Below are 18,871 nucleotides of genomic sequence, written 5' to 3'. Positions count from 1 at the left end.
GGAGAATCGATCATGCGTAAATGGAAAATCGCGCTGGGAACGGCCGTCGCCCTTGGGGCGATTTCGATAGCGAGCGTTCACTTGCTCGACATGGGCAGTCTCAGCCTCAACGCCGGCACGGCCGGGGCGGCGACACCCAAGCCGGAAGCCTTTGTCATGCCGGTGCCGGTGGTGAGCGTCGTCAAGAAGACGATCCCGATCTATCTCGACTACGCCGCCCGGGTAGAGCCGATCCGCAGCATTACGCTGCAGGCGCGCGTGCCGGGCTATCTGCAGGAGCAGGTCGCCACCGACGGCGGCGATGTTGCAAAGGGCGACCTTCTCTACAAGATCGCCCCGGAGGATTTCCAGGCTGCCCTGGAGCAGGCGAAGGCGCTTATCCAGCGCGACACGGCAACACTCGACTATGCGCGCTCCAATCTCGGGCGCGGCAGCGAGCTCGCCAAGAGCGGCTATCTCGCCAAGGACGTGTTCGACCAGCGCACCAGCACCTTGCGCGAGGCTCAGGCCTCGCTCGCCGTGAACCAGGCCGCCTTGCGGACCGCCGAGCTCAATTTGAGCTATACCGAAATCCGTGCTCCATTCGCGGGACGCATCGGACGCAGCCAGGCTTCCGTCGGAACGCTGGTCAGCGTTGCCGGCACGGTGCTCAACTCGCTGGTGCAGCTCGATCCGATCTACGTCACCTTCAATCCGAGCGAAACGGACCTGACCCAGATCGAGGAAGCTCGGGCCGCGGGACCGATCAGTGTCGACGTCCTGCTTCCCGGTGAAACCGAACCGCGCCAGAAGGGCGATCTTACCTTCATGGACAACACGATCGATCGCTCGACCGGCACGATCACGGCACGGGCGACGGTCGGCAACGGCAAGTTCACCCTGCTGCCCGGCCAGTATGTCCGCGTCCGGCTGCACGTCAAAGAGCAGCCCGATGCGCTGATGGTACCGCAGACGGCACTCGGCTCAGGCCAGCTCGGCAAATACCTCTATGTCGTCGGCAAGGACAACACCGTCGACCAGCGCATCGTTTCGCTCGGACCGACCAATGGCGATCAGGTGGCCATCTTGAGCGGCGTAGCCGAAGGCGACCAGGTGATCACCGGCAATCTGCAGAAGATCGGTCCGGGAATGCCGGTCTCGCCGCTACCCCAGAAACCGGCCACCTGATAACCCCCATCAGGTCCGGTCCCGCGGCGCCTTCGGCTCCCACGCCGAGGGCGCCGTTTTTGCTGAGCAGGGTCGGCAAGATCGGCCTCATCGGCACACTCGACCTTGGCAGGAGCCATGAAGGCGCAAGTAGAGCGCGCCGTGACGTACCCGTCTGCCGCAAGCAGCTGGCCAGCGGAGAACCTGTACCCGCAATTACCTCTTGTTAGATTGTCGACAATCTGCTGTGTTGCTTTTGGTCTCCTGGAGCAGCCGGATGGCAACGCTGGATTTCAGTCCGATCGCGGATACGACACGCCGGGCCGAGATCGTGGCGCTGCTCCGGCGCGCGATCCTGACCGGCCAGCTGGAACCGGGGCAGAAGCTCAACGAACTTAGGATTTCCGAGCAGATGCGGGTGAGCCGTGCGCCGCTGCGCGAGGCGATGCGCGAACTGGTGCAGGAAGGCATCCTGACCAGCATCCCCTACGCCGGAACCTTCGTCATCGAGGTGACCGCCAAGGACATCGACGATGCCTATTCGCTCAACAAGGTGCTGGACGAATTCGCTATCGAGCGGACCTGGCCGCTTCGCGACCAGCGCTTCTTCGACGAGATGGACCGGCGGCATGCGGCGGTGAAGCAGGCGACGCGCGAACTGGACACGACGCGACAGATCGAAACGGCGCTGCAGCTGCATGGCCTGATCCACGAATGGGCCGACAATTCGGTGCTGCTGGAGACCTGGCAACGGCTGGCCAGCCGGCTGCAGATGTATTTTGCGCTGCACCAGCGGGCGCGCAACGAGCCGGTGCCTGCCGAAGACGCTCACGAAAGCTATGTGCAGTTGCTCAAGGGCAGCGACATGCGCGCTGCACAGCGCCACGCCAAGGAGCATATCGATTTGGATTTCGAGGAACTGCTCGCCTATGCGCGCGAGTTGGAAGAGCGTGGCTCAAAGGGCGCCGGCGCGGATCGTGCCGGCCTAACGCGCAATCGGCCCAAAGGCGGCTGAGCCCGACAAGTTTGGCGGTCATCCCGGAACACAGACAACGGACAGAAGACGTGCAGATCAAAACCATCAAAGCCTACCATGTCGTGCAGCCCTTTGTGGACGGACCTTACCGGATGTCGAAGGGGCGCGTCGCCGATGCGTTCGACGCTGTGATCGTCGCCGTCACCGCAGATAGCGGGCTCACCGGCTGGGGCGAAATGGCGCCGCTCGGCAATTTTTACTCGCCGGCGTTCGCCGCCGGCACGCGCGCCGGCGTCGTCGAGATCGCGCCGCATCTCATGGGCCATGACCCACGCGGGCTTGCCGGGATCAACAGGCTCATGGATACGGTGTTCAAGGGCCATCCCTACGTCAAGTCGGCGCTCGACATGGCATGCTCGGATCTCGCGGCGCGCGCCGCCGACGTGCCGCTGGTTACGTTGCTTGGCGGACGCGAGAGCGAGACGGCCGAACTCTACAAGGTCGTCACCCATGGCACGGTCGACGCGATGGCTGCACTTGCCAAGCGCATCGTCAAAGACGGCTTTCATCGACTGCAGGTCAAGGTCGGCGGCAACGTCCATGACGACATCGAACGCGTCACAGCCGTCGCCGCCGCGGTGCCGAAGGGCACCGTCATCTTCTGCGACGCCAATGCCGGCTGGACGCCTTACCAGGCACGCCAGTTCGTGGATGCGACGCGCACCATCGACTACACGTTCGAACAACCCTGCACGACGATCGACGAATGCATGTCGGTGCGCCGCTCGCTTGACAAACCGATGGTGCTCGACGAATCCGTCGCCTCGCTGGACGACATGCTCGACATCCACCGCAAGGGCGCTGCCGACGGGCTGACGCTGAAGATCTCGCGGCTCGGAGGAGTGACCAAAACGCGCCAAATCCGCGACCTCGCCGTCGATCTCGGCTTCATGATCACCGTCGAGGACACTGGCGGCGCCGAGATCGACACATCGGCCATGGCGCATCTGTCGCTGTCGACGCCCGAGGAGCGCCGGCTGCACGCCATCGCCTTCCACGAATGGGTGACGGTGCGCACCGCATCCAATATGCCGCCGGTCTCGGGCAGCCGCATGGGCATTCCGGACGGGCCGGGACTTGGCATCGATGTCGTTCCCGACCTGCTCGGCGCGCCCTTCTTCGAGATCGGCAGCTGAGGTAGAGACCGCGCCACCTCAAGGCAACGTCGAGCAACCCGCATCGGTCGGCACCGTCCGGCTACCTGCAGAGGTCGTGCCCTGACCGGCAGCTGACCCCAAGCGATCGGCCATTCCAGAGCGGGAATGTCCCAATTGCAGGTTGAAATATTTTTCATTTGGAAATAGGAATGTTCAAAACGTTGATTTGGACGCTGCGGCGCGTCAAGAACTGGAGGAAGCGACATGTCCCATCCGCAATTTGCAGCGGAACTTCTGCAGCGCGCTGAACAGCAGGGGCCGATCACCATCGGGCTTGCCGGCGCCGGTCAGATGGGCACCGACATCGTCGTCCAGGTGGCACTGATGCCGGGCATGCGGATCGGCGCTATTTCCGAGGTCAGGCCGCAGGCAGCGATCGACGCGGCGCTGCTCGCTGGCCACGACCGTTCCGACATCGTCCAGGCCGGCAGTGCGGCGGCGATCGACCGCGCCATCGAGGCCGGCAAGATTGCGGTGACCGAAGATTTGCACGCGCTGGCGGCGGCTGGCCGGATCGACGTCATCATCGACGCGACGGGCAATCCCAATATCGGCACGCTGTTCGCGCTGGAAGTGATGAAGAACGGCAAGCACATCGTCATGCTCAATGTCGAGGCCGACATCACGATCGGCCGCTTCCTCAAGGACGAGGCACGCAAGGCCGGCGTCGTCTATACCGGTGCCGCCGGCGACGAGCCGGCTTGCACGCTGGAGATCATCGGCTTTGCCAAAAGCCTCGGCTTCAACATCATCGCCGCCGGCAAGGGCAAGAACAATCCGCTGAAGATCGACGCCATGCCGGCCGATTACGAGAAAGAAGCGGCCGAGCGCAACATGAATGCGCGCATGCTGGTCGAATTCGTCGACGGCTCGAAGACGGCCATCGAAATGGTGGCGATCGCCAATGCCACCGGCCTGGTGCCCGACGTGCCGGGCATGCACGGCCCAACCGCAACGCTGGAGGAGCTCGCCAGCGTGCTCTGCCCGCGCGAGGATGGCGGCGTGCTGCATCGCAAGGGCGTGGTCGATTATTCGATCGGCAAGGGCGTGGCGCCCGGCGTGTTCTGCATCATCGAGACCCAGCATCCGCGCGTGCTGGAGCGCATGATCGACCTCAAGGTCGGCAAAGGCCCCTATTTCACGATCTTCCGGCCCTATCATCTGACCAGCCTGGAAGTGCCGCTGTCGGCGGCGCGCGCCGTCGTCTACAAACGGGCCGACATGGAGCCGCTCGACCGTCCGGTCGCCGAGGCGGTGGCGGTTGCCAAGAGCGATCTTGGCGTCGGCCAGTCGCTCGGCATGATCGGCGAGAACGACTATCGCGGGTTCGCCATGACATGGGAAGATGCACGCGCCCGGGGCGCGCTGCCGCTCGGCCTTGCCGAACGGGCCAAGGTGGTCAAGCCGCTCAAGATCGGCGATTTCCTGACCTATGAAAATTGTGTACCCGACGATTCGATGGTGATAACCCAGATCCGCCGTCGTCTCGATCAGTCGGACGGACGGTTCGCTACCAACGCGGCTTGACCCCGCCGGATCTCCGCCTGATGGACGATATCGTAATCGGGATCGACGCCTCGACCACGGCCGTGAAGGCGATTGCCTTCACCCGCGACGGCGAGGAGCTGTTCCAGGCACGCGAGACTTATCCGCTTTCAAATCCGAAGCCCAGCCATTTCGAGCAGGACGCCGAACATTGGTGGACGGCGCTGCTTGGCGCATTGAAGCAGGTCACTGAGGCGGTCGGCGCTTTCCGCGTGGCGGCGATCTCCATTGCCCACCAGCGCGAGACCTTCACGCTGGTCGACAGCGCCGGCAAACCACTTATTCCGGCGATCCTGTGGCTGGACGAACGCGCCCGGCCGCAGGTTATCAGGCTTTCGGCCGAACTCGGCCGCGAGGCGATCCGCGACTGGAGCGGCAAGCCGCCGGACCCGACGCCGGCGCTCTACGCCATCGCCTGGCTTGCCGAACACCAGCCTCAGATGCTTCACCAGGCAGCGGCACTGGTCGACGTGCACGGTTTCTTCGTCCAGCGGCTGACCGGGCGATTGGTCACCAGCACCGCAAGTGCGGATCCGCTCGGGCTCCTCGACGTCGAGAGAGGTACCTGGCATCCCCGCCTCGTTGCGGCCGCCGGACTGCAGATGGAGCAATTGCCCGACCTGGTCGCGCCGGGCGCAATTTGCGGCGGGCTTTCCGCAACCGCGGCGCAACTGACCGGCCTGAGGGCCGGCACGCCGGTCGTTGCCGGCGCTGGGGACGGCCAGGCGATGGGCCTCGGCATGGGCGTCTACGGCGAAGGCAAGAGCTATCTCTCGCTCGGCTCCGGCGTGGTCAGCGGCTGCTATTCCGGCAAGGTGAAAACCTCGGACGCCTTTCGCACGCTGGTCTCGCCGACCGGTTCCGGTTTCATGTTGGAGACAGTGCTGCGTTCGGGCATGCAACTGGTCGACTGGATTGTCCGCACGACCGGTTCGCCGTCGGCGGCAGCACTGGAGAAAGCGGCGCTGGAGGTTGCCGCTGGCAGCGAGGGCCTGCTCGTCCTGCCCTATTGGGCCGGCGTCATGAGCCCCTATTGGGATGGTGCCGCGCGTGGCGCCATTGTCGGCCTGTCGCTCGACCACCGGCCGGAGCATCTTTTCCGCGCTGTCCTGGAAGGCATCGCCTTCGAGCAGGCCGTTGCCACCGAGGCCATGGAAGCCCAAGCCGGCGGACAGGCGGCGATGATTGCCGCCGGCGGCGGCACCAATTGCGTACTCCTCATGCAGATCATGGCAAGCGTGCTCGAGCGGCCGATCTCGGTTTCGCCGGTCAACGAAGCCGCCGCACTCGGCGCCGCCATGCTGGCGGCCGCCGCGGTCGGCTGGTTTGCCTCGCCGGAAGCCGCCGCAAAGGCAATGGCTGCCGCTCCCACCATGCATGTCGACCGGGTCGATGGACTTGTTGCCGGCTATCGCGGCCGCAAGGCAATCTACCGCGATCTCTATCAAGCGACGCGCGATATCCACGTGCGGCTGAGTGCTCTCAACGCGACTAGCGGTTGAGCAGCCCCTTTGCCGCATCCTCGTCGGTGATCAGAACCGATACCTTGGTGTTGGCGAGTGCTGCCCGCATGATGGCAATCTTTTCCTGCCCTCCCGACACCAGGATGATGCTCGGGATATCCGACAGATCCTGCAGCGGATAGGCACAGACGCGGCGGTTCACCTCGTGGTCGACCGGGCGGCCCTCGGCGTCGATGAAATGACACAGAATATCGCCGACGGCGCCGGCCGCCTGCAGTTCCTCGAGTTCGCTTGGCTTGATGAAGCCGTAATTGGCGATCGGGCTGTCGTTGGAAAACGAGCCGACGCTGAGCACGGCAATGTTTGCCCGGCGTGCACGGAAGACAACGTCCTGAACGCTGCGCTGGCTCATGAACGCGTCGCGCTGTTCCGGCCGGTCGGCATAGACCGGCACCGGCAGCAGGAAGCACTCCGCACCGATCTTCTCGGCGAAATCCCAGGCGCTTTCTGTCGGGTTGAGCGGCTGTGCATGGGTCAGGCCGCCAAGCATCGAAACCACCGTGGTCCTGGCGATAGGCCGCCTTGGCAACTCATTGATGGCGAATTTCAGCGTCCGCCCCCAGCCCAGCGCAATGACATCGCCGGCATTCACATGGTCGGCCAGATAGGCGGCGGCGGCGTGGCCGATCATCAGCGGTGCGTTGCTTCGGTCGGCAGCCGACGGCACCACAACAGCCTGGCTGAGCCCGAACCTCTGCTTGAGGCTTTCCTCCAAAACCACGCATTCGACGACGCTGTCGCGGATGCGAAACTGGACGACACCCTCTTCGCGGGCGGCGGAGAGAATGCGATGTACCTTGATGCGGCCGACGCCAAGAATTTCGGAAATCCGCTCCTGTGTAAGACCCTCGACATAATAGTGCCAGGCGGCGCGGGCCTTGAGTTCGGCGTCGGGAAAGCGCGAGGCTCTTTCGTTCTCTACGATCGTCATCTGTTTGCCTTGCCGCAGCCGCCGGCTCTGCTCATGATATTCCAATCCGGCGACTTCGAAATGCCCAAGATTTCCGAGACCTTGCGTAAGGCAAACCGGCGGACAGCGCAAACCGTCGTCGAATGAAACGGCAGGCCTTGACAATTTTCCGACGAACAGTTTAGCTGAACAAAATTGCATGTTAAAGATAAATTGTTCACATGGAGGGGCCTGGTGAACAAAGTGGCCCGGTGATGCAGCGCCGGATTGCTGTGGAGGAGACGAAGTGGCTGTGAGCAACGACGCAAGCGAGTTGAAAGCAGGCTCTGGTACGCAGGCCACGACGGGCGCAAAGTTTTCGGCTGTCTTTGCCGGAACCATGGGCCCGCTGATCGGGCTGGTCCTGCTGTGCCTGGCGCTCTCGCTGACCACCGATACGTTCCTGACCATCCGCAACATCCTCAACGTGCTCGACCAGGTTACCGTACTCGGCATCATGGCGATCGGCATGACGCTGGTCATCCTGATCGGCGGCATCGACCTGTCCGTTGGCTCGGTGCTGGCGCTGGCTTCCATGGTGATGGGCTTCGTCGCCCATCCGGACTATCTCAATCTCGGCCTGCCGGCCGGCATCGCCGCAGCCCTCGTCGTCGCCGGCCTTTGCGGGCTGGTTTCGGGCCTGCTGGTGACGGTCACCAAGCTGCCGCCCTTCATCGCCACGCTGGCCATGATGTCGGTGGCGCGCGGTCTCGCCAATATGATCACCGACGGCTCGCAGATCGTCGGCTTTCCCGACTGGTTCACCAGCCTGTCGATCATCCGCCATTTCGGCTTCCTGTCGGTCACCGTCGGGCTGATGATCGTGCTTGCCGTCATTTTCGCGATCTTCCTGAATTATCGCGCCACCGGCCGCAGCCTCTACGCAATCGGCGGCAGCGCCGAAGTCGCCCGGCTGTCCGGCATACCGGTCAAGTCGCTGACAAACTGGGTCTATACGATCTGCGCCGTGCTGGCCGGTCTCGCCGGCATCGTGCTTGCCGCCCGGCTCGATTCCGTCCAGCCGAGCTCCGGCCTTGGCTACGAGCTCGACACTATCGCGGCGGTGGTTATCGGCGGCGCCAGCCTGTCGGGCGGCGTCGGTTCGATCGGCGGCACCGCCATCGGCGTCCTCATCATCGGCGTGCTGCGCAACGGGCTGAACCTGCTCGGTGTCTCGCCCTTCATCCAGCAAGTGGTTATCGGCGTGGTGATCGCGCTGGCGGTGGCCACCGACACCTGGCGGCGCAGAGCACAATGAAAAATGGGGCACAATGAAGAATTGGGCTCAATGAGATTCACCCGGATATTCGGGCGAAAACGGATCGGTGATCCGAAACTGGGAGTTGTTCGGCCACGGGGCGCCGCGATGCGCGGGCAGGACAGATTGAACATCAACGGAGGAATAACATGCTGACTAAACGTTCATTGCTGCTTGCCGCCGCGGCCATCATCCCGCTGCTTAGCCTGTCCGACATGGCCTCGGCCAAGGAAGCCAAGAAGCTCGGCCTCGCCGTCGCCAATCTGCAGGCCGACTTCTTCAACCAGATCAAGCAGTCCGTCGAAGCCTACGGCAAGGAAAAGGGCATCGAGGTCGTCACCGTCGACGCCAAGGGCGATTCGGCGACCCAGGTCAGCCAGGTGCAGGATCTGATCACGCAGAATATCGATGCGCTGATCTACATTCCGGCCGGCGCCACCGCCGCCACCGTGCCGACCAAGACGGCCAAGGCTGCCAGCATCCCAGTCATCAATGTCGACCGCAACGCCGACGGCGCGCCCGGCGACACCTTCATCGCCACCAATAGCGTGGCATCGGCGAAAGCGGTTTGCGACTACATCGCCAAGCAGGCCGGCGGCAAGGGCGAGCTGATCATCATCCACGGCCAGAAGGGTACGACGCCCGAGGTCGATCGCTCGAAGGGCTGCGGCGAAGCGCTGAAGGGCTATCCCGACATCAAGGTCGTCGGCGAATTGTGGAGCGAAGGCTGGCACCAGGACGAAGGTTTCAAGCTGACGCAGGATCTGTTGCAGTCGCATCCCGACGTGTCGATCGTCATCGGCCAGGCCGATGCGCTGGCGCTCGGTGCGGCGCAGGCGGTCAAGGTCGCCAATCCCGGCCACAAGGTCTGGGTTGCCGGCTTCGACGGCGACGTGGCGGCGCTCAAGGCGCTGAAGGACGGCGTCTTCGACGTGACGGCGACGCAGCAGACCCAGGGCATGGGCCGGCTTGCCGTCGATGCGGCAATCAAGCTGGTGGCCGGCGAGACCATTCCCGCAGAACAGCTGCAGGATGCGACGCTGACCACCAAGGACAATGTCGAGCAGTTCATCGCCAAGCATCCCTGATTTAGACCAGTCCGGCAGTCGACGAGCGCAACAATGTCCACCGAACCTCGCCACATGCACAGCCCCAATCTGGGTCTCGTCGTCAGCGGCCTCTGCAAAAGCTACGGACCGGTGCAGGTCCTGGCCGATGCGAGCTTCGAGGTGCGGCCGGGCGAGGTCGTGGCGCTGCTTGGCGAAAACGGCGCCGGCAAGTCCACCGTCTCGAACATCATCGCCGGGTCGACCAAGCCCGATGCCGGCACCATCACCTGGCGGGGGAACGCTTATTCCCCCGCCAATCCTGCCGCGGCGATCGACGCCGGCATCGGCATGATCCACCAGGAGCTGAAGCTGCTGCCGGATCTGTCGGTCGCCGAAAACGTCTATGTCGGGCGCCTGCCGATGCGCGGCGGCCGCATCGACCGCGCGGCAATGAATGCACGGGCATCAGCCCAGTTGAAGCGCCTCGGGCTCGATGTCTCGCCCGAGCGCAAGGTGCGCACGCTGCGTATCGCCGCCCAGCAGCAGGTCGAGATTGCCAAGGCGCTGACGCTCAATGCCGAGCTGCTGATCTTCGATGAACCGACGGCCGCCCTTGGCGGCGAGGAAACGGAGCTCCTGTTCCAGCAAATCCGCAAGCTCAAGGCGGAAGGCATGTCCTTCATCTATATCAGCCACCGGCTGGACGAAATCGCCCAAATCGCCGACCGTGTGGTGGTGATGCGCGACGGGCGCATCGTCGCGCGGCACGAGCGCGCCGATATTCCGGTGCGCACTGTCGTCGAGCAGATGGTCGGCCGCAGCGTCGAGCGGATGTTCCCGACTTTGTCGGCGCCCCGCAATGACACGCTGCTCGAGGTCGAGAACCTGTCCTCGCCGGAACGCAGCTTTCAAAATGTCAGCTTTTCAGTGCGGGCCGGCGAAATCCTCGGCATTGCCGGGCTGATCGGCGCCGGCCGCACGGAGCTGGTGAGGGCGATCGCCGGCGCCGACCCGATCTCATCCGGCTCGGTGCGCGTCGCCGGCAAGCCGGTGCATCTCAATGGGCCGGCGGCGGCGATCAAGGCCGGCGTCGTGCTGGTGCCGGAAGACCGCAAGGCGCAAGGCGTGGTGCTCGACCAGACGATCGGCGAGAATCTGGCGATCGGCAATTTCGACCATGTCGCGCCGAATGGCTGGGTGTTCCCGAAGGCGGTGCAGAAATTCGCCGAGGCCGGTATTCGCCGGCTCGGCGTCAAAGGCCGGCCGAACCAGGCGGTCAGCAAGCTTTCAGGCGGCAACCAGCAGAAGGTGATCATTGCCAAATGGGTGTCGCGCCCGCCCAAGGTGTTTATCCTGGACGAGCCGACGCGCGGCATCGACGTTGGTGCCCGCGCCGCGATCTACGATGTCATCGCCGACCTTGCCCGTTCCGGCATGGCGGTGGTGGTGGTGAGTTCCGACCTCGAGGAAGTGCTCGGCCTGTCGCATCGCGTGCTCGTGCTGAGCCGCGGCCGTCAGCGCGGCATTCTCGACCGCAGTGATGCGAGCAATGTCGCCGTCATGGAACTCGCCACGAGCTAGGACAGCCCATCGAAACAAAGCGCAGCAGGTGGTATCCTCCCAAGCACCAGACCGCGCGGGGCGCCAGCAACAGAGTTGGCGCCCCTTTATTTCCGGAGGACGGCGATTGGAGGAGAGGGACCGACGATGAAACTATTCGAACTTCATGGTGACGTGGCACTTGTGACAGGCGCCGGCAGCGGCATCGGGCAAGCAATCGCCATCGGCCTGGCCGAGGCCGGCGCCGACATAGCCTGCTTCGGCCACGCCTCCAAAGGCGGGCTGGAGGAGACCGCACACCAGATCACAGCACGCGGCCGCAAGGCACTGGTGCTGACCGGCACGGTGACTTCAGAGGCCGATCTCGCGGCCGCGATCGAGCGTACGGAGCAGGAACTCGGCGCGTTGACCATCGCAGTCAACAATGCCGGCGTCGCCGGAGCTGAGCCGGCAGAGACGCTGTCGCTGGAAAAGTGGCAGAAGCTCTATGACGTCAATGTCAGCGGCGTGTTCCTGTCCTGCCAGGCCGAGGCCCGTGCCATGCTGACGCGGCGCAAGGGCTCGATCATCAACATCGCCTCGATGTCGGGCTCGATTGTCAACCGCGGCCTGACCCAGGCGCATTACAACTCGTCGAAGGCCGCGGTCATCCACATGTCGAAGAGCCTCGCCACGGAATGGGCCGATCGCGGTCTACGCGTCAACGTCGTCAGCCCCGGCTATACGCTGACCCCGATGAACAAGCGACCGGAGGTCGCCGACCAGGTCAGGATCTTCGAGCGCGACACGCCGATGGGCCGCATGGCGGCGCCGGAAGAGATGGTCGGCCCGACCGTGTTCCTGGCCAGCCGCGCCGCGAGTTTCGTCACCGGCATCGACCTGATCGTCGATGGCGGCTTCGTCTGCTGGTAGGAGAAAAAATGCAGAAGCGATTCCAGGGAAAAACGGCGGTCATCACCGGCGCGAGCGGCGGCATTGGCGCGGCAATGGCCAGGCGCTTCGCCGTGGAAGGTGCTGCGGTCGTCGTCAGCGCCATCGACGCGCGCGTTGAAGAGGTTGCCGCCGATCTGAAGACTGCGGGCGCCAAGGTTGCGTGGATGCGCATGGACGTGACCAAAAAGGAAGAGGTCGTCGCGCTTTACGACCTGGCCGAGCAACAATTCGGCCGCGTCGACATCTCAGTGCAGAATGCCGGTGTCATCACCATCGCCAGGATCGAGGCGATGACCGAGGCAGAATGGGACAAGGTGATGGCGGTCAACACCAAGGGCGTGTTCCTGTGCTGCCAGGAGGCGATCGCGCGCATCCGCAAGCATGGCGATGGCGGCCGGCTGATCAACACCGCATCCGGCCAGGCGCGGCAGGGCTTTATCTACACGCCGCATTATGCGGCCTCGAAATTCGGCGTCGTCGGCATCACCCAGAGCCTCGCCAAGGAAGTGGCGAAGGAGAAGATCACCGTCAACGCGATCTGCCCCGGCATCATCGACACCGATATGTGGGCCTATAACGATGCCGCATGGGGCAAGTTGATGGGCGACTATAAGCCCGGCGAGCTGATGGCCGAATGGGTGGAGAACATCCCGATGGGCCGCGCCGGCAGCGGCGAGGACGTCTCCGGCCTGGTCAGCTTTCTCGCCAGCGACGATGCGGCCTATATCACCGGGCAGACCATCAATGTCGATGGCGGCCTGATCATGTCGTAAGATACGACACAGGCCAACGTTCCATCCGCCGGGATCTGAAAGCCGCTTCGCTGCATTCAGGCTGCTCGGCCGGCCCGCGCCAATCCATGTTCCACGAGCCGGTCGATGATTTCGGAATAGCTGACGCCGCTTGCCGCCATTGCCTTGGAGTACATGCTGATATCGGTGAAGCCGGGGATGGTGTTGATTTCATTGACCAAGAACTGCATGTCCGGTGTCAGGAAAAAGTCGATGCGCGCCATCCCGTCACAGCCGACGGCTCTGAAAGCCCTTGCAGCCACATCCCGCATGCTTGCCTCGACCTCGGGCGGCAGTTCGGCCGGCACTTTTAGCGCCGCGCCGTTCTCGTCGATGTATTTGGCATCGTAGCTGTAGAAACCGTGGCTTTCCGCCGGCACGATCTCGCCTGGCCGCGAGACGAACAGGTCGCCTGCCGGGTCCTCCAACACGCTACATTCGATCTCGCGCCCATGAACGAATTCCTCGGCCAACAGCTTGCAATCGTGCTGGAAGGCTTCAGCAAGCGCCCCATCGAATTCCTGGCTGGCATTGACCTTTCTGACCCCGACAGACGATCCCTGACGCGCCGGTTTGATGAAGAACGGCAGGCCGAGTTCGCCTTCGAGTGTGGCGAGGGCGGGCGCCGCACCTTCATGGACCGTCACTGAGCGCGCGATTGGCAGACCCGCCGCTTTCAGGAGCCGCTTGGTGACATCCTTGTCCAGCGCGGTTGCTGAACCCAGGATGCCGCAGCCGGCAAGCGGCACCAGAGCCACCTCGGCCACCCCCTGTACCGAGCCGTCTTCGCCATGGGGGCCGTGCAGGATGGGAAACAGGATGTCGATCGTTGGCAGATCATAGGGCGTGCCGTCGGCCGGGATCGCCATCATCCGTCCGCGCCCACCCGGAAGCAGGCAAACTTCCGTGCCGCCTGCAGGTTTCGCGAGCTTACCATCCTGAAAGCTGCTCAGCCGCCACCGTCCCTCGCGCGTGACGAAGATTGGGACGGCATCGTATTTGGCAGGCAGCGCACGCATGACATTGGTTGCGGAAAGCACCGAAACGTCATGTTCGGCGGAACGTCCGCCAAAGAGCACGGCAATGCGCAGTCTGTTTAAGGAAGAGGTCATGAAAGCCTCGGAGATGATCTGGTGTTGAAAGGGTCAGAAGCCGACGGCAATACCGCGGTTGGCGCTGAAGTAAGGCGCTTTGGTCTGCTGCATTGTGTCGATGTCCTGTCGTCGCGGCTGGTACCCGATGACTGGCAACCTTGGCTTTTTTTCGAGCCGATCTACGGTCCATGTAAAAAGACGGCCGTGAAATTGGCGCAGCGTTATTCGTTGCGCGACGTGAACGTTGGTATATATAATTTCATCCCATGAAAGCGGCTCTGGGCGAGTTGCCGAGCCAACAGCCGAGATCATGGGACTTTGATGGTTTGCACCTCAAGACCGGCGATCGATCCGCGGATGACTGCTTCCGCAGCAAACCATCGGCAGTCATGACGCGGCCGGTCCCGCGCACATCTTCACCAATTTGGGCACCACCCCGTTTTGCGCCGGCATCCGCTTCGGCAGCATTGTGGCGCCGACGGCCTTGCGCAACGACCAGCTTTTCCAACACAATCAAAAAAGACGCAAGAAGGGAACTAACGATAACTTCCACCAGAGCTTGACAGGAGAACAAGCATGTTACTTCGGAGCATGATTTCGAAACTATCAATGGGAGCCTTGGCGCTTGCCGCAGCAAGCGCGCTGACACTACCGGCACAAGCAGCGGCGCCGGAATCCAACGACCCGATCAAGATCGCGCTGTTCGACTGGACCAGCGTCAATCTGAACGCCAAGATCCTCGGCGGCATCCTCGAAAAGCTCGGCTATACCGTCGAGTACCCGACCGCCGACTATCTCTCCAGCCTGACCACCGGCCTGACCAATGGCGACATCGATGTCGGCATGGAGTTCTGGGACACGACGGCCGGCGAAGCGATGAAGGCCTCGGATGCAACCGGCCAGACCGAACGCCTCGGCAAGCTCGGGCCCAAGGCCAAGGAGGAATGGTGGTTTCCCGAATATATGAAAGAGAAATGCCCGGGCCTGCCGAACTGGGAGGCATTGAAGGACCCGAAATGCGCCGAGGCCTTTTCGACGGCGGAAACAACACCGAAGGGGCGCTATCTCGGCGGCCCTGTGACATGGGAAGGTTTTGACGACGAGCGCGTCGAGGCGCTGAAACTGCCCTTCACCGTCATCCATGCTGGCACCGATGCAGCGATGTTCGCCGAACTGGACTCGGCCTATCAGCGCAAGGCGCCGATCATGCTGTGGATCTATTCGCCGCATTGGGCACCGGCCAAATACAAGGGCGAATGGATCGAATTCCCCGACCATACTGTAGAGTGCTACACCGACCCGAAATGGGGCGTGAACCCCGATGCGAAATACGACTGTGGCAAGCCGCATGGCGAGATCTGGAAATATTCCTGGGCCGGCATGAAGGACAAATGGCCGGTCGCCTACAAGGTCGCGAAAAACTACACGGTCGATACCGACGAGCTCAACAAGATGAGCGGCGAGATCGATCTCGAAGGCAAGACGCCGGAAGACGTCGCCGCCGCCTGGATCGCCGCCCACGAAGGCGACTGGAAAGCTTGGGCCGAGTGACCGTCTGACTGGAAATCCGACGGCCCGGCCATTCGTGGCCGGGTCTCGATCCCTATTCCAGAAGGACGATTGCATGACCGATACGATTGAAGGCGCGGCGAAAGCGGGCAACGATGCCCGCCCGATAAAGCTTGCCTGCCGCAATGTCTGGAAGCTGTTCGGGGCGGACGCGGCCAATTTCATCCGCCGGCGCGACGGCAAGGCCAGCCTGGCGGACATCGCCGCTGCCGGACTGGTTGGCGCGGTGCGCGCCGTCGATCTCGAAATCCGGCAAGGCGAGATCTTCATCATCATGGGACTTTCGGGATCCGGCAAGTCGACGCTGGTGCGCTGCATGTCGCGGCTGATCGAGCCGACCCACGGCAAGGTCGAGTTTGAAGGCAAGGACCTGCTCAAGATTTCCGATGCCGCGCTGATCGAGCTGCGACGCCACCGCATGGGCATGGTGTTCCAGAATTTTGCCCTGCTGCCGCATCTCAACGTACTGGAGAACATCGCCTTTCCCTTGGGCATCCAGGGGCAGGACCGGCCGACGCGCGAAAAGCGGGCTCGCGAGGTCATCGAGTTGGTCGGCCTGCGCGGCCGCGAGCATTTCTATCCACGCGAGCTTTCCGGCGGCCAGCAGCAGCGTGTCGGCATCGCCCGCAGCCTCGCCACCAAGCCGGAAATCTGGTTCCTCGACGAGCCATTCTCGGCGCTCGATCCGCTGATCCGCCGTGAGATGCAGGACGAGCTGATGCGGCTGCAGACCATGCTGCACAAGACCATCGTCTTCATCACCCATGATTTCGACGAGGCCATCCGGCTGGCCGACCGGATCGCCATCATGAAGGACGGCGAGGTCATCCAGATCGGCACGCCGGAAGAGCTGGTGGTCAACCCGGCGACGGATTATGTCGCCGAATTCACCCGCGACGTCGACCGCGCCAAGGTGATCTCGGCCAAGAGCCTGATGCGCGCCTGCGACGCCGCTGAACATGGCGGCACGGTCGCGCCGGATGCCAAGATCGCCAGTTTCTCGGCAGATATCGTCTCTGCCGGCAAGCCCTTCGCGGTGGTCAACGGCACCGGCAAGCCGATCGGCGAGGTAACGCCGCAGGCGGTGATCGATCTTCTCGCTGGCATCGAACGTCCCGGAGCCGGCGCATGACGGTCACGGCAAGCGCGAGCGCAGCGAGGCCGCGGCAGGGTCAGACCTGGCTGGTGATCTGGGCCTGCGCGCTCGCCGCCGTGCTTGTTGTCTTCCTGCTGCAGGAAAGCCTGCCCTGGACGGTCAATTACCCAGCCAATGCCGTCATTCCCGTCGCCGACTGGGTCAGCGCGCTGATGAACTGGGTGAAGTCGAATTTCTCCTGGCTGACGCGCTCGATCACCGCCGTGCTCGGCGTGCCGCTCGATTTCGCGCTCAATCTTCTCGCCAAAAATTTCAAGATCGGCCATGGCGCGGATATGATCGTCTTGCCGCGCCTGTCCTGGGTCGGCGTCTGCGCTGCCGCCTACCTTGCCGGCCGCGCCGCCGGCGGCTGGAAGCTGGGTGCGCTGGTCGGCGGGTGTTTTCTCTACATCGCGCTGTTCGGGCAGTGGACCAGCGCCATGCTGACGCTGGGCCTGATCTCGATCGCTGTGCCGTTTTGCATTGTCACCGGGCTGTTCGCCGGCATCTGGGCATGGCGCAAGCCCTGGGCAGAAAGGCTATTGATCTCCCCTGCCCTCGATCTGATGCAGACGATCCCAACCTTCGCCTATCTCATCCCGATGCTGCTTTTGTTCGGCAACAGCCCGGTCTCGGCAATGATCGCGACGGCAATCTTCGCGACACCGCCAATGGTGCGGGCGACGATGCTGGGCCTGTCGCGGGTGCCGTCGGAGATCGACGATTTCAGCGAGATGGCCGGCTGCACGGCACGGCAGAAGCTGTGGCGGGTGCTGTTGCCGTCGGCGCGGCCGACGCTGATGGTCGGCGTCAACCAGGTTATCATGCTGGCGCTCAATATGGTGATCATCGCCTCGATGATCGGCGCCGGCGGCCTCGGCTATGATGTGCTTTTGGCGCTGCGCGCGCTCAAGGTCGGCGAGGCGATGGAGGCAGGCCTCGCCATCGTCGCACTGGCAATTGCGCTCGACCGGCTGAGCCAGGCGATCGCGCACAATCACGCCAAGGGCAATGTCCGCCATCAGCCCGGCACCAGCTTCTGGCGGCGCTATCCCAACCTGACGCTGGCCGTCGCCATCCTCGCCGTCGCCACGCTGCTCAGCCTGTTCGTGCCGGCCTTCGCCGCGGTGCCGAAGGCGATCACCTTCACCACCGCACCTTTGTGGAAGGCGGCGGTGAACTGGATCACGATCAACTTCTTCGACACGATCGAGGCGTTCCGCGTGGCGCTGATCCTCAATGTGCTGAACCCGGTGCGCGCCTTCTGCGAGGGCTTTCCGTGGCTGGGCGCGGTTTGTCTCCTCGGCCTTGCCGGATACCAGCTCGGCGGCTTGCGCCTCGCCGCCCTGGTCGCGGCATTGACAGCGTTCTGCGCCGTCACCGGCCTTTGGGAAAAGACCATGGCGACGGTCTACCTGTGCGGCATCTCGGCCTTTATCGCTTGCCTGATCGGCATCCCTATCGGGCTGATGGCATCGCGCAGCGACCGCTTCGAAAAGATCGTGACGCCGGTCATCGACACGCTGCAGGTGCTGCCGTCGTTCTGCTTCATCATTCCGGTGGTGATGCTGTTCAGAGTCGGCGACGTCACCGCGATGATCGCCACCGTCGCCTTCGCCGTGGTGCCGGCCATCCGCTACACCAATCACGGGATCCGGCAGGTGCCGCCGGCGCTGATCGAGGCGGCGAAGGTTTCCGGCTGCACCAAGCGCCAGACCTTCTTTCGCGTGCAGCTGCCGCTGGCGTTGCCGGAGATCATGCTCGGCGTCAACCAGACTATCCTGATGGCGCTGGCAATGATCATCATCTGCGCCATGGTCGGCACCCGCGATCTCGGCCAGGAAGTGTTCATCGCCCTGTCCAAGGCCGATTCTGGCCGCGGCATCGTCGCCGGCCTGGCCATCGCCTTCATCGGCATCGTCGCCGACCGGCTGTTCAATGCATGGACGGCCAAGGCGAGAGCGAGGCTGGGATAGCCGGGAATAGGACGGCCACAGGAAGCTGCCGCTAATGGCGCCCCGGTGACGAGTTACCGATCCCTACGCCTAACGACATAGCCCTTCGGGATTATTGCTCGCTCTTGGCTCACATCGTACGGCTGTGATGGGACGGGTAGGCTCAACAGG

The 18,871-nt window shown here is 63.5% G+C and carries 16 protein-coding genes; 14 read left to right on the top strand and 2 right to left on the bottom strand.

Annotated features, from left to right (window positions below; all coding sequences use genetic code 11):
• The first annotated feature begins 12 nt into the window (after positions 1–12).
• The 5 genes from NKH05_RS01890 (at position 13) to NKH05_RS01870 (ending at position 6,386) form a co-directional block, all read left to right on the top strand.
• The gene (locus tag NKH05_RS01890; RefSeq protein ID WP_023716800.1) at positions 13–1,167 is read left to right on the top strand and encodes an efflux RND transporter periplasmic adaptor subunit; all 1,155 of its coding nucleotides are present in this window, start codon (positions 13–15) and stop codon (positions 1,165–1,167) included.
• Positions 1,168–1,423: 256 nt separating this feature from the next.
• Positions 1,424–2,161, top strand: coding sequence for a GntR family transcriptional regulator (locus NKH05_RS01885; RefSeq protein ID WP_352845937.1), 738 nt, complete (start codon positions 1,424–1,426; stop codon positions 2,159–2,161).
• A 50-nt stretch (positions 2,162–2,211) separates the two neighbouring features.
• On the top strand, positions 2,212–3,318 hold the full coding sequence (locus NKH05_RS01880) for a mandelate racemase/muconate lactonizing enzyme family protein (protein WP_352855969.1): 1,107 nt from the start codon (positions 2,212–2,214) through the stop codon (positions 3,316–3,318).
• A gap of 225 nt (positions 3,319–3,543) precedes the next feature.
• Positions 3,544–4,866 carry an NAD(P)H-dependent oxidoreductase gene (locus tag NKH05_RS01875; protein ID WP_353024957.1) on the top strand — a complete coding sequence of 441 codons (1,323 nt, stop codon included), beginning with the start codon at positions 3,544–3,546 and terminating at the stop codon, positions 4,864–4,866.
• A gap of 20 nt (positions 4,867–4,886) precedes the next feature.
• The gene (locus tag NKH05_RS01870) at positions 4,887–6,386 is read left to right on the top strand and encodes a xylulokinase (protein WP_353024956.1); all 1,500 of its coding nucleotides are present in this window, start codon (positions 4,887–4,889) and stop codon (positions 6,384–6,386) included.
• Here the strand turns inward: NKH05_RS01870 and NKH05_RS01865 are convergent.
• A complete protein-coding gene (locus tag NKH05_RS01865) occupies positions 6,376–7,338 on the bottom strand; it encodes a sugar-binding transcriptional regulator (RefSeq protein WP_031193335.1) in 963 nt (320 codons plus the stop codon). The two genes, NKH05_RS01870 and NKH05_RS01865, sit on opposite strands and share 11 nt — an antisense overlap.
• 292 nt (positions 7,339–7,630) lie before the next feature.
• On the opposite strand from NKH05_RS01865, the gene NKH05_RS01860 reads away from it, so the two are divergent.
• From NKH05_RS01860 to NKH05_RS01840, 5 genes are all read left to right on the top strand, one after another.
• Entirely contained in the window at positions 7,631–8,614 is a 984-nt protein-coding gene (locus NKH05_RS01860; protein WP_502895879.1) for an ABC transporter permease, read from the top strand.
• A 149-nt stretch (positions 8,615–8,763) separates the two neighbouring features.
• Positions 8,764–9,702, top strand: a complete 939-nt coding sequence (locus NKH05_RS01855; protein WP_352484098.1) for a sugar ABC transporter substrate-binding protein — start codon at positions 8,764–8,766, stop codon at positions 9,700–9,702.
• A 33-nt stretch (positions 9,703–9,735) separates the two neighbouring features.
• Complete coding sequence (locus tag NKH05_RS01850; protein WP_353024955.1) at positions 9,736–11,244, top strand: sugar ABC transporter ATP-binding protein; 1,509 nt, start codon at positions 9,736–9,738, stop codon at positions 11,242–11,244.
• 126 nt (positions 11,245–11,370) lie between these two features.
• Positions 11,371–12,135 (top strand): SDR family oxidoreductase, encoded by a 765-nt coding sequence (locus NKH05_RS01845; protein ID WP_353024954.1) that lies wholly within the window; start codon positions 11,371–11,373, stop codon positions 12,133–12,135.
• 8 nt (positions 12,136–12,143) lie between these two features.
• Entirely contained in the window at positions 12,144–12,929 is a 786-nt protein-coding gene (locus NKH05_RS01840; RefSeq protein WP_352484100.1) for an SDR family oxidoreductase, read from the top strand.
• A gap of 56 nt (positions 12,930–12,985) precedes the next feature.
• Here NKH05_RS01840 and NKH05_RS01835 read toward each other — a convergent pair whose 3' ends face one another.
• A complete protein-coding gene (locus NKH05_RS01835; protein ID WP_353024952.1) occupies positions 12,986–14,059 on the bottom strand; it encodes a D-alanine--D-alanine ligase family protein in 1,074 nt (357 codons plus the stop codon).
• A 21-nt stretch (positions 14,060–14,080) separates the two neighbouring features.
• On the opposite strand from NKH05_RS01835, the gene NKH05_RS01830 reads away from it, so the two are divergent.
• From NKH05_RS01830 to NKH05_RS01815, 4 genes are all read left to right on the top strand, one after another.
• Positions 14,081–14,311 carry a hypothetical protein gene (locus NKH05_RS01830; RefSeq protein ID WP_352588893.1) on the top strand — a complete coding sequence of 77 codons (231 nt, stop codon included), beginning with the start codon at positions 14,081–14,083 and terminating at the stop codon, positions 14,309–14,311.
• 306 nt (positions 14,312–14,617) lie between these two features.
• Complete coding sequence (locus tag NKH05_RS01825) at positions 14,618–15,592, top strand: ABC transporter substrate-binding protein (protein WP_352493991.1); 975 nt, start codon at positions 14,618–14,620, stop codon at positions 15,590–15,592.
• Positions 15,593–15,665: 73 nt separating this feature from the next.
• Entirely contained in the window at positions 15,666–16,742 is a 1,077-nt protein-coding gene (locus NKH05_RS01820) for a quaternary amine ABC transporter ATP-binding protein (RefSeq protein ID WP_352548720.1), read from the top strand.
• Positions 16,739–18,721 (top strand): ABC transporter permease, encoded by a 1,983-nt coding sequence (locus tag NKH05_RS01815; protein ID WP_353024951.1) that lies wholly within the window; start codon positions 16,739–16,741, stop codon positions 18,719–18,721. The genes NKH05_RS01820 and NKH05_RS01815 overlap by 4 nt, the downstream gene beginning before the upstream one ends.
• Positions 18,722–18,871: the final 150 nt, after the last annotated feature.

This window comes from Mesorhizobium sp. M1399 (assembly GCF_040317735.1).
Classification (GTDB): Bacteria; Pseudomonadota; Alphaproteobacteria; order Rhizobiales; family Rhizobiaceae; genus Mesorhizobium.
The sequence above is the reverse complement of the archived record's forward strand: the minus strand, read 5'-3'. Positions and strand labels throughout refer to the sequence as shown.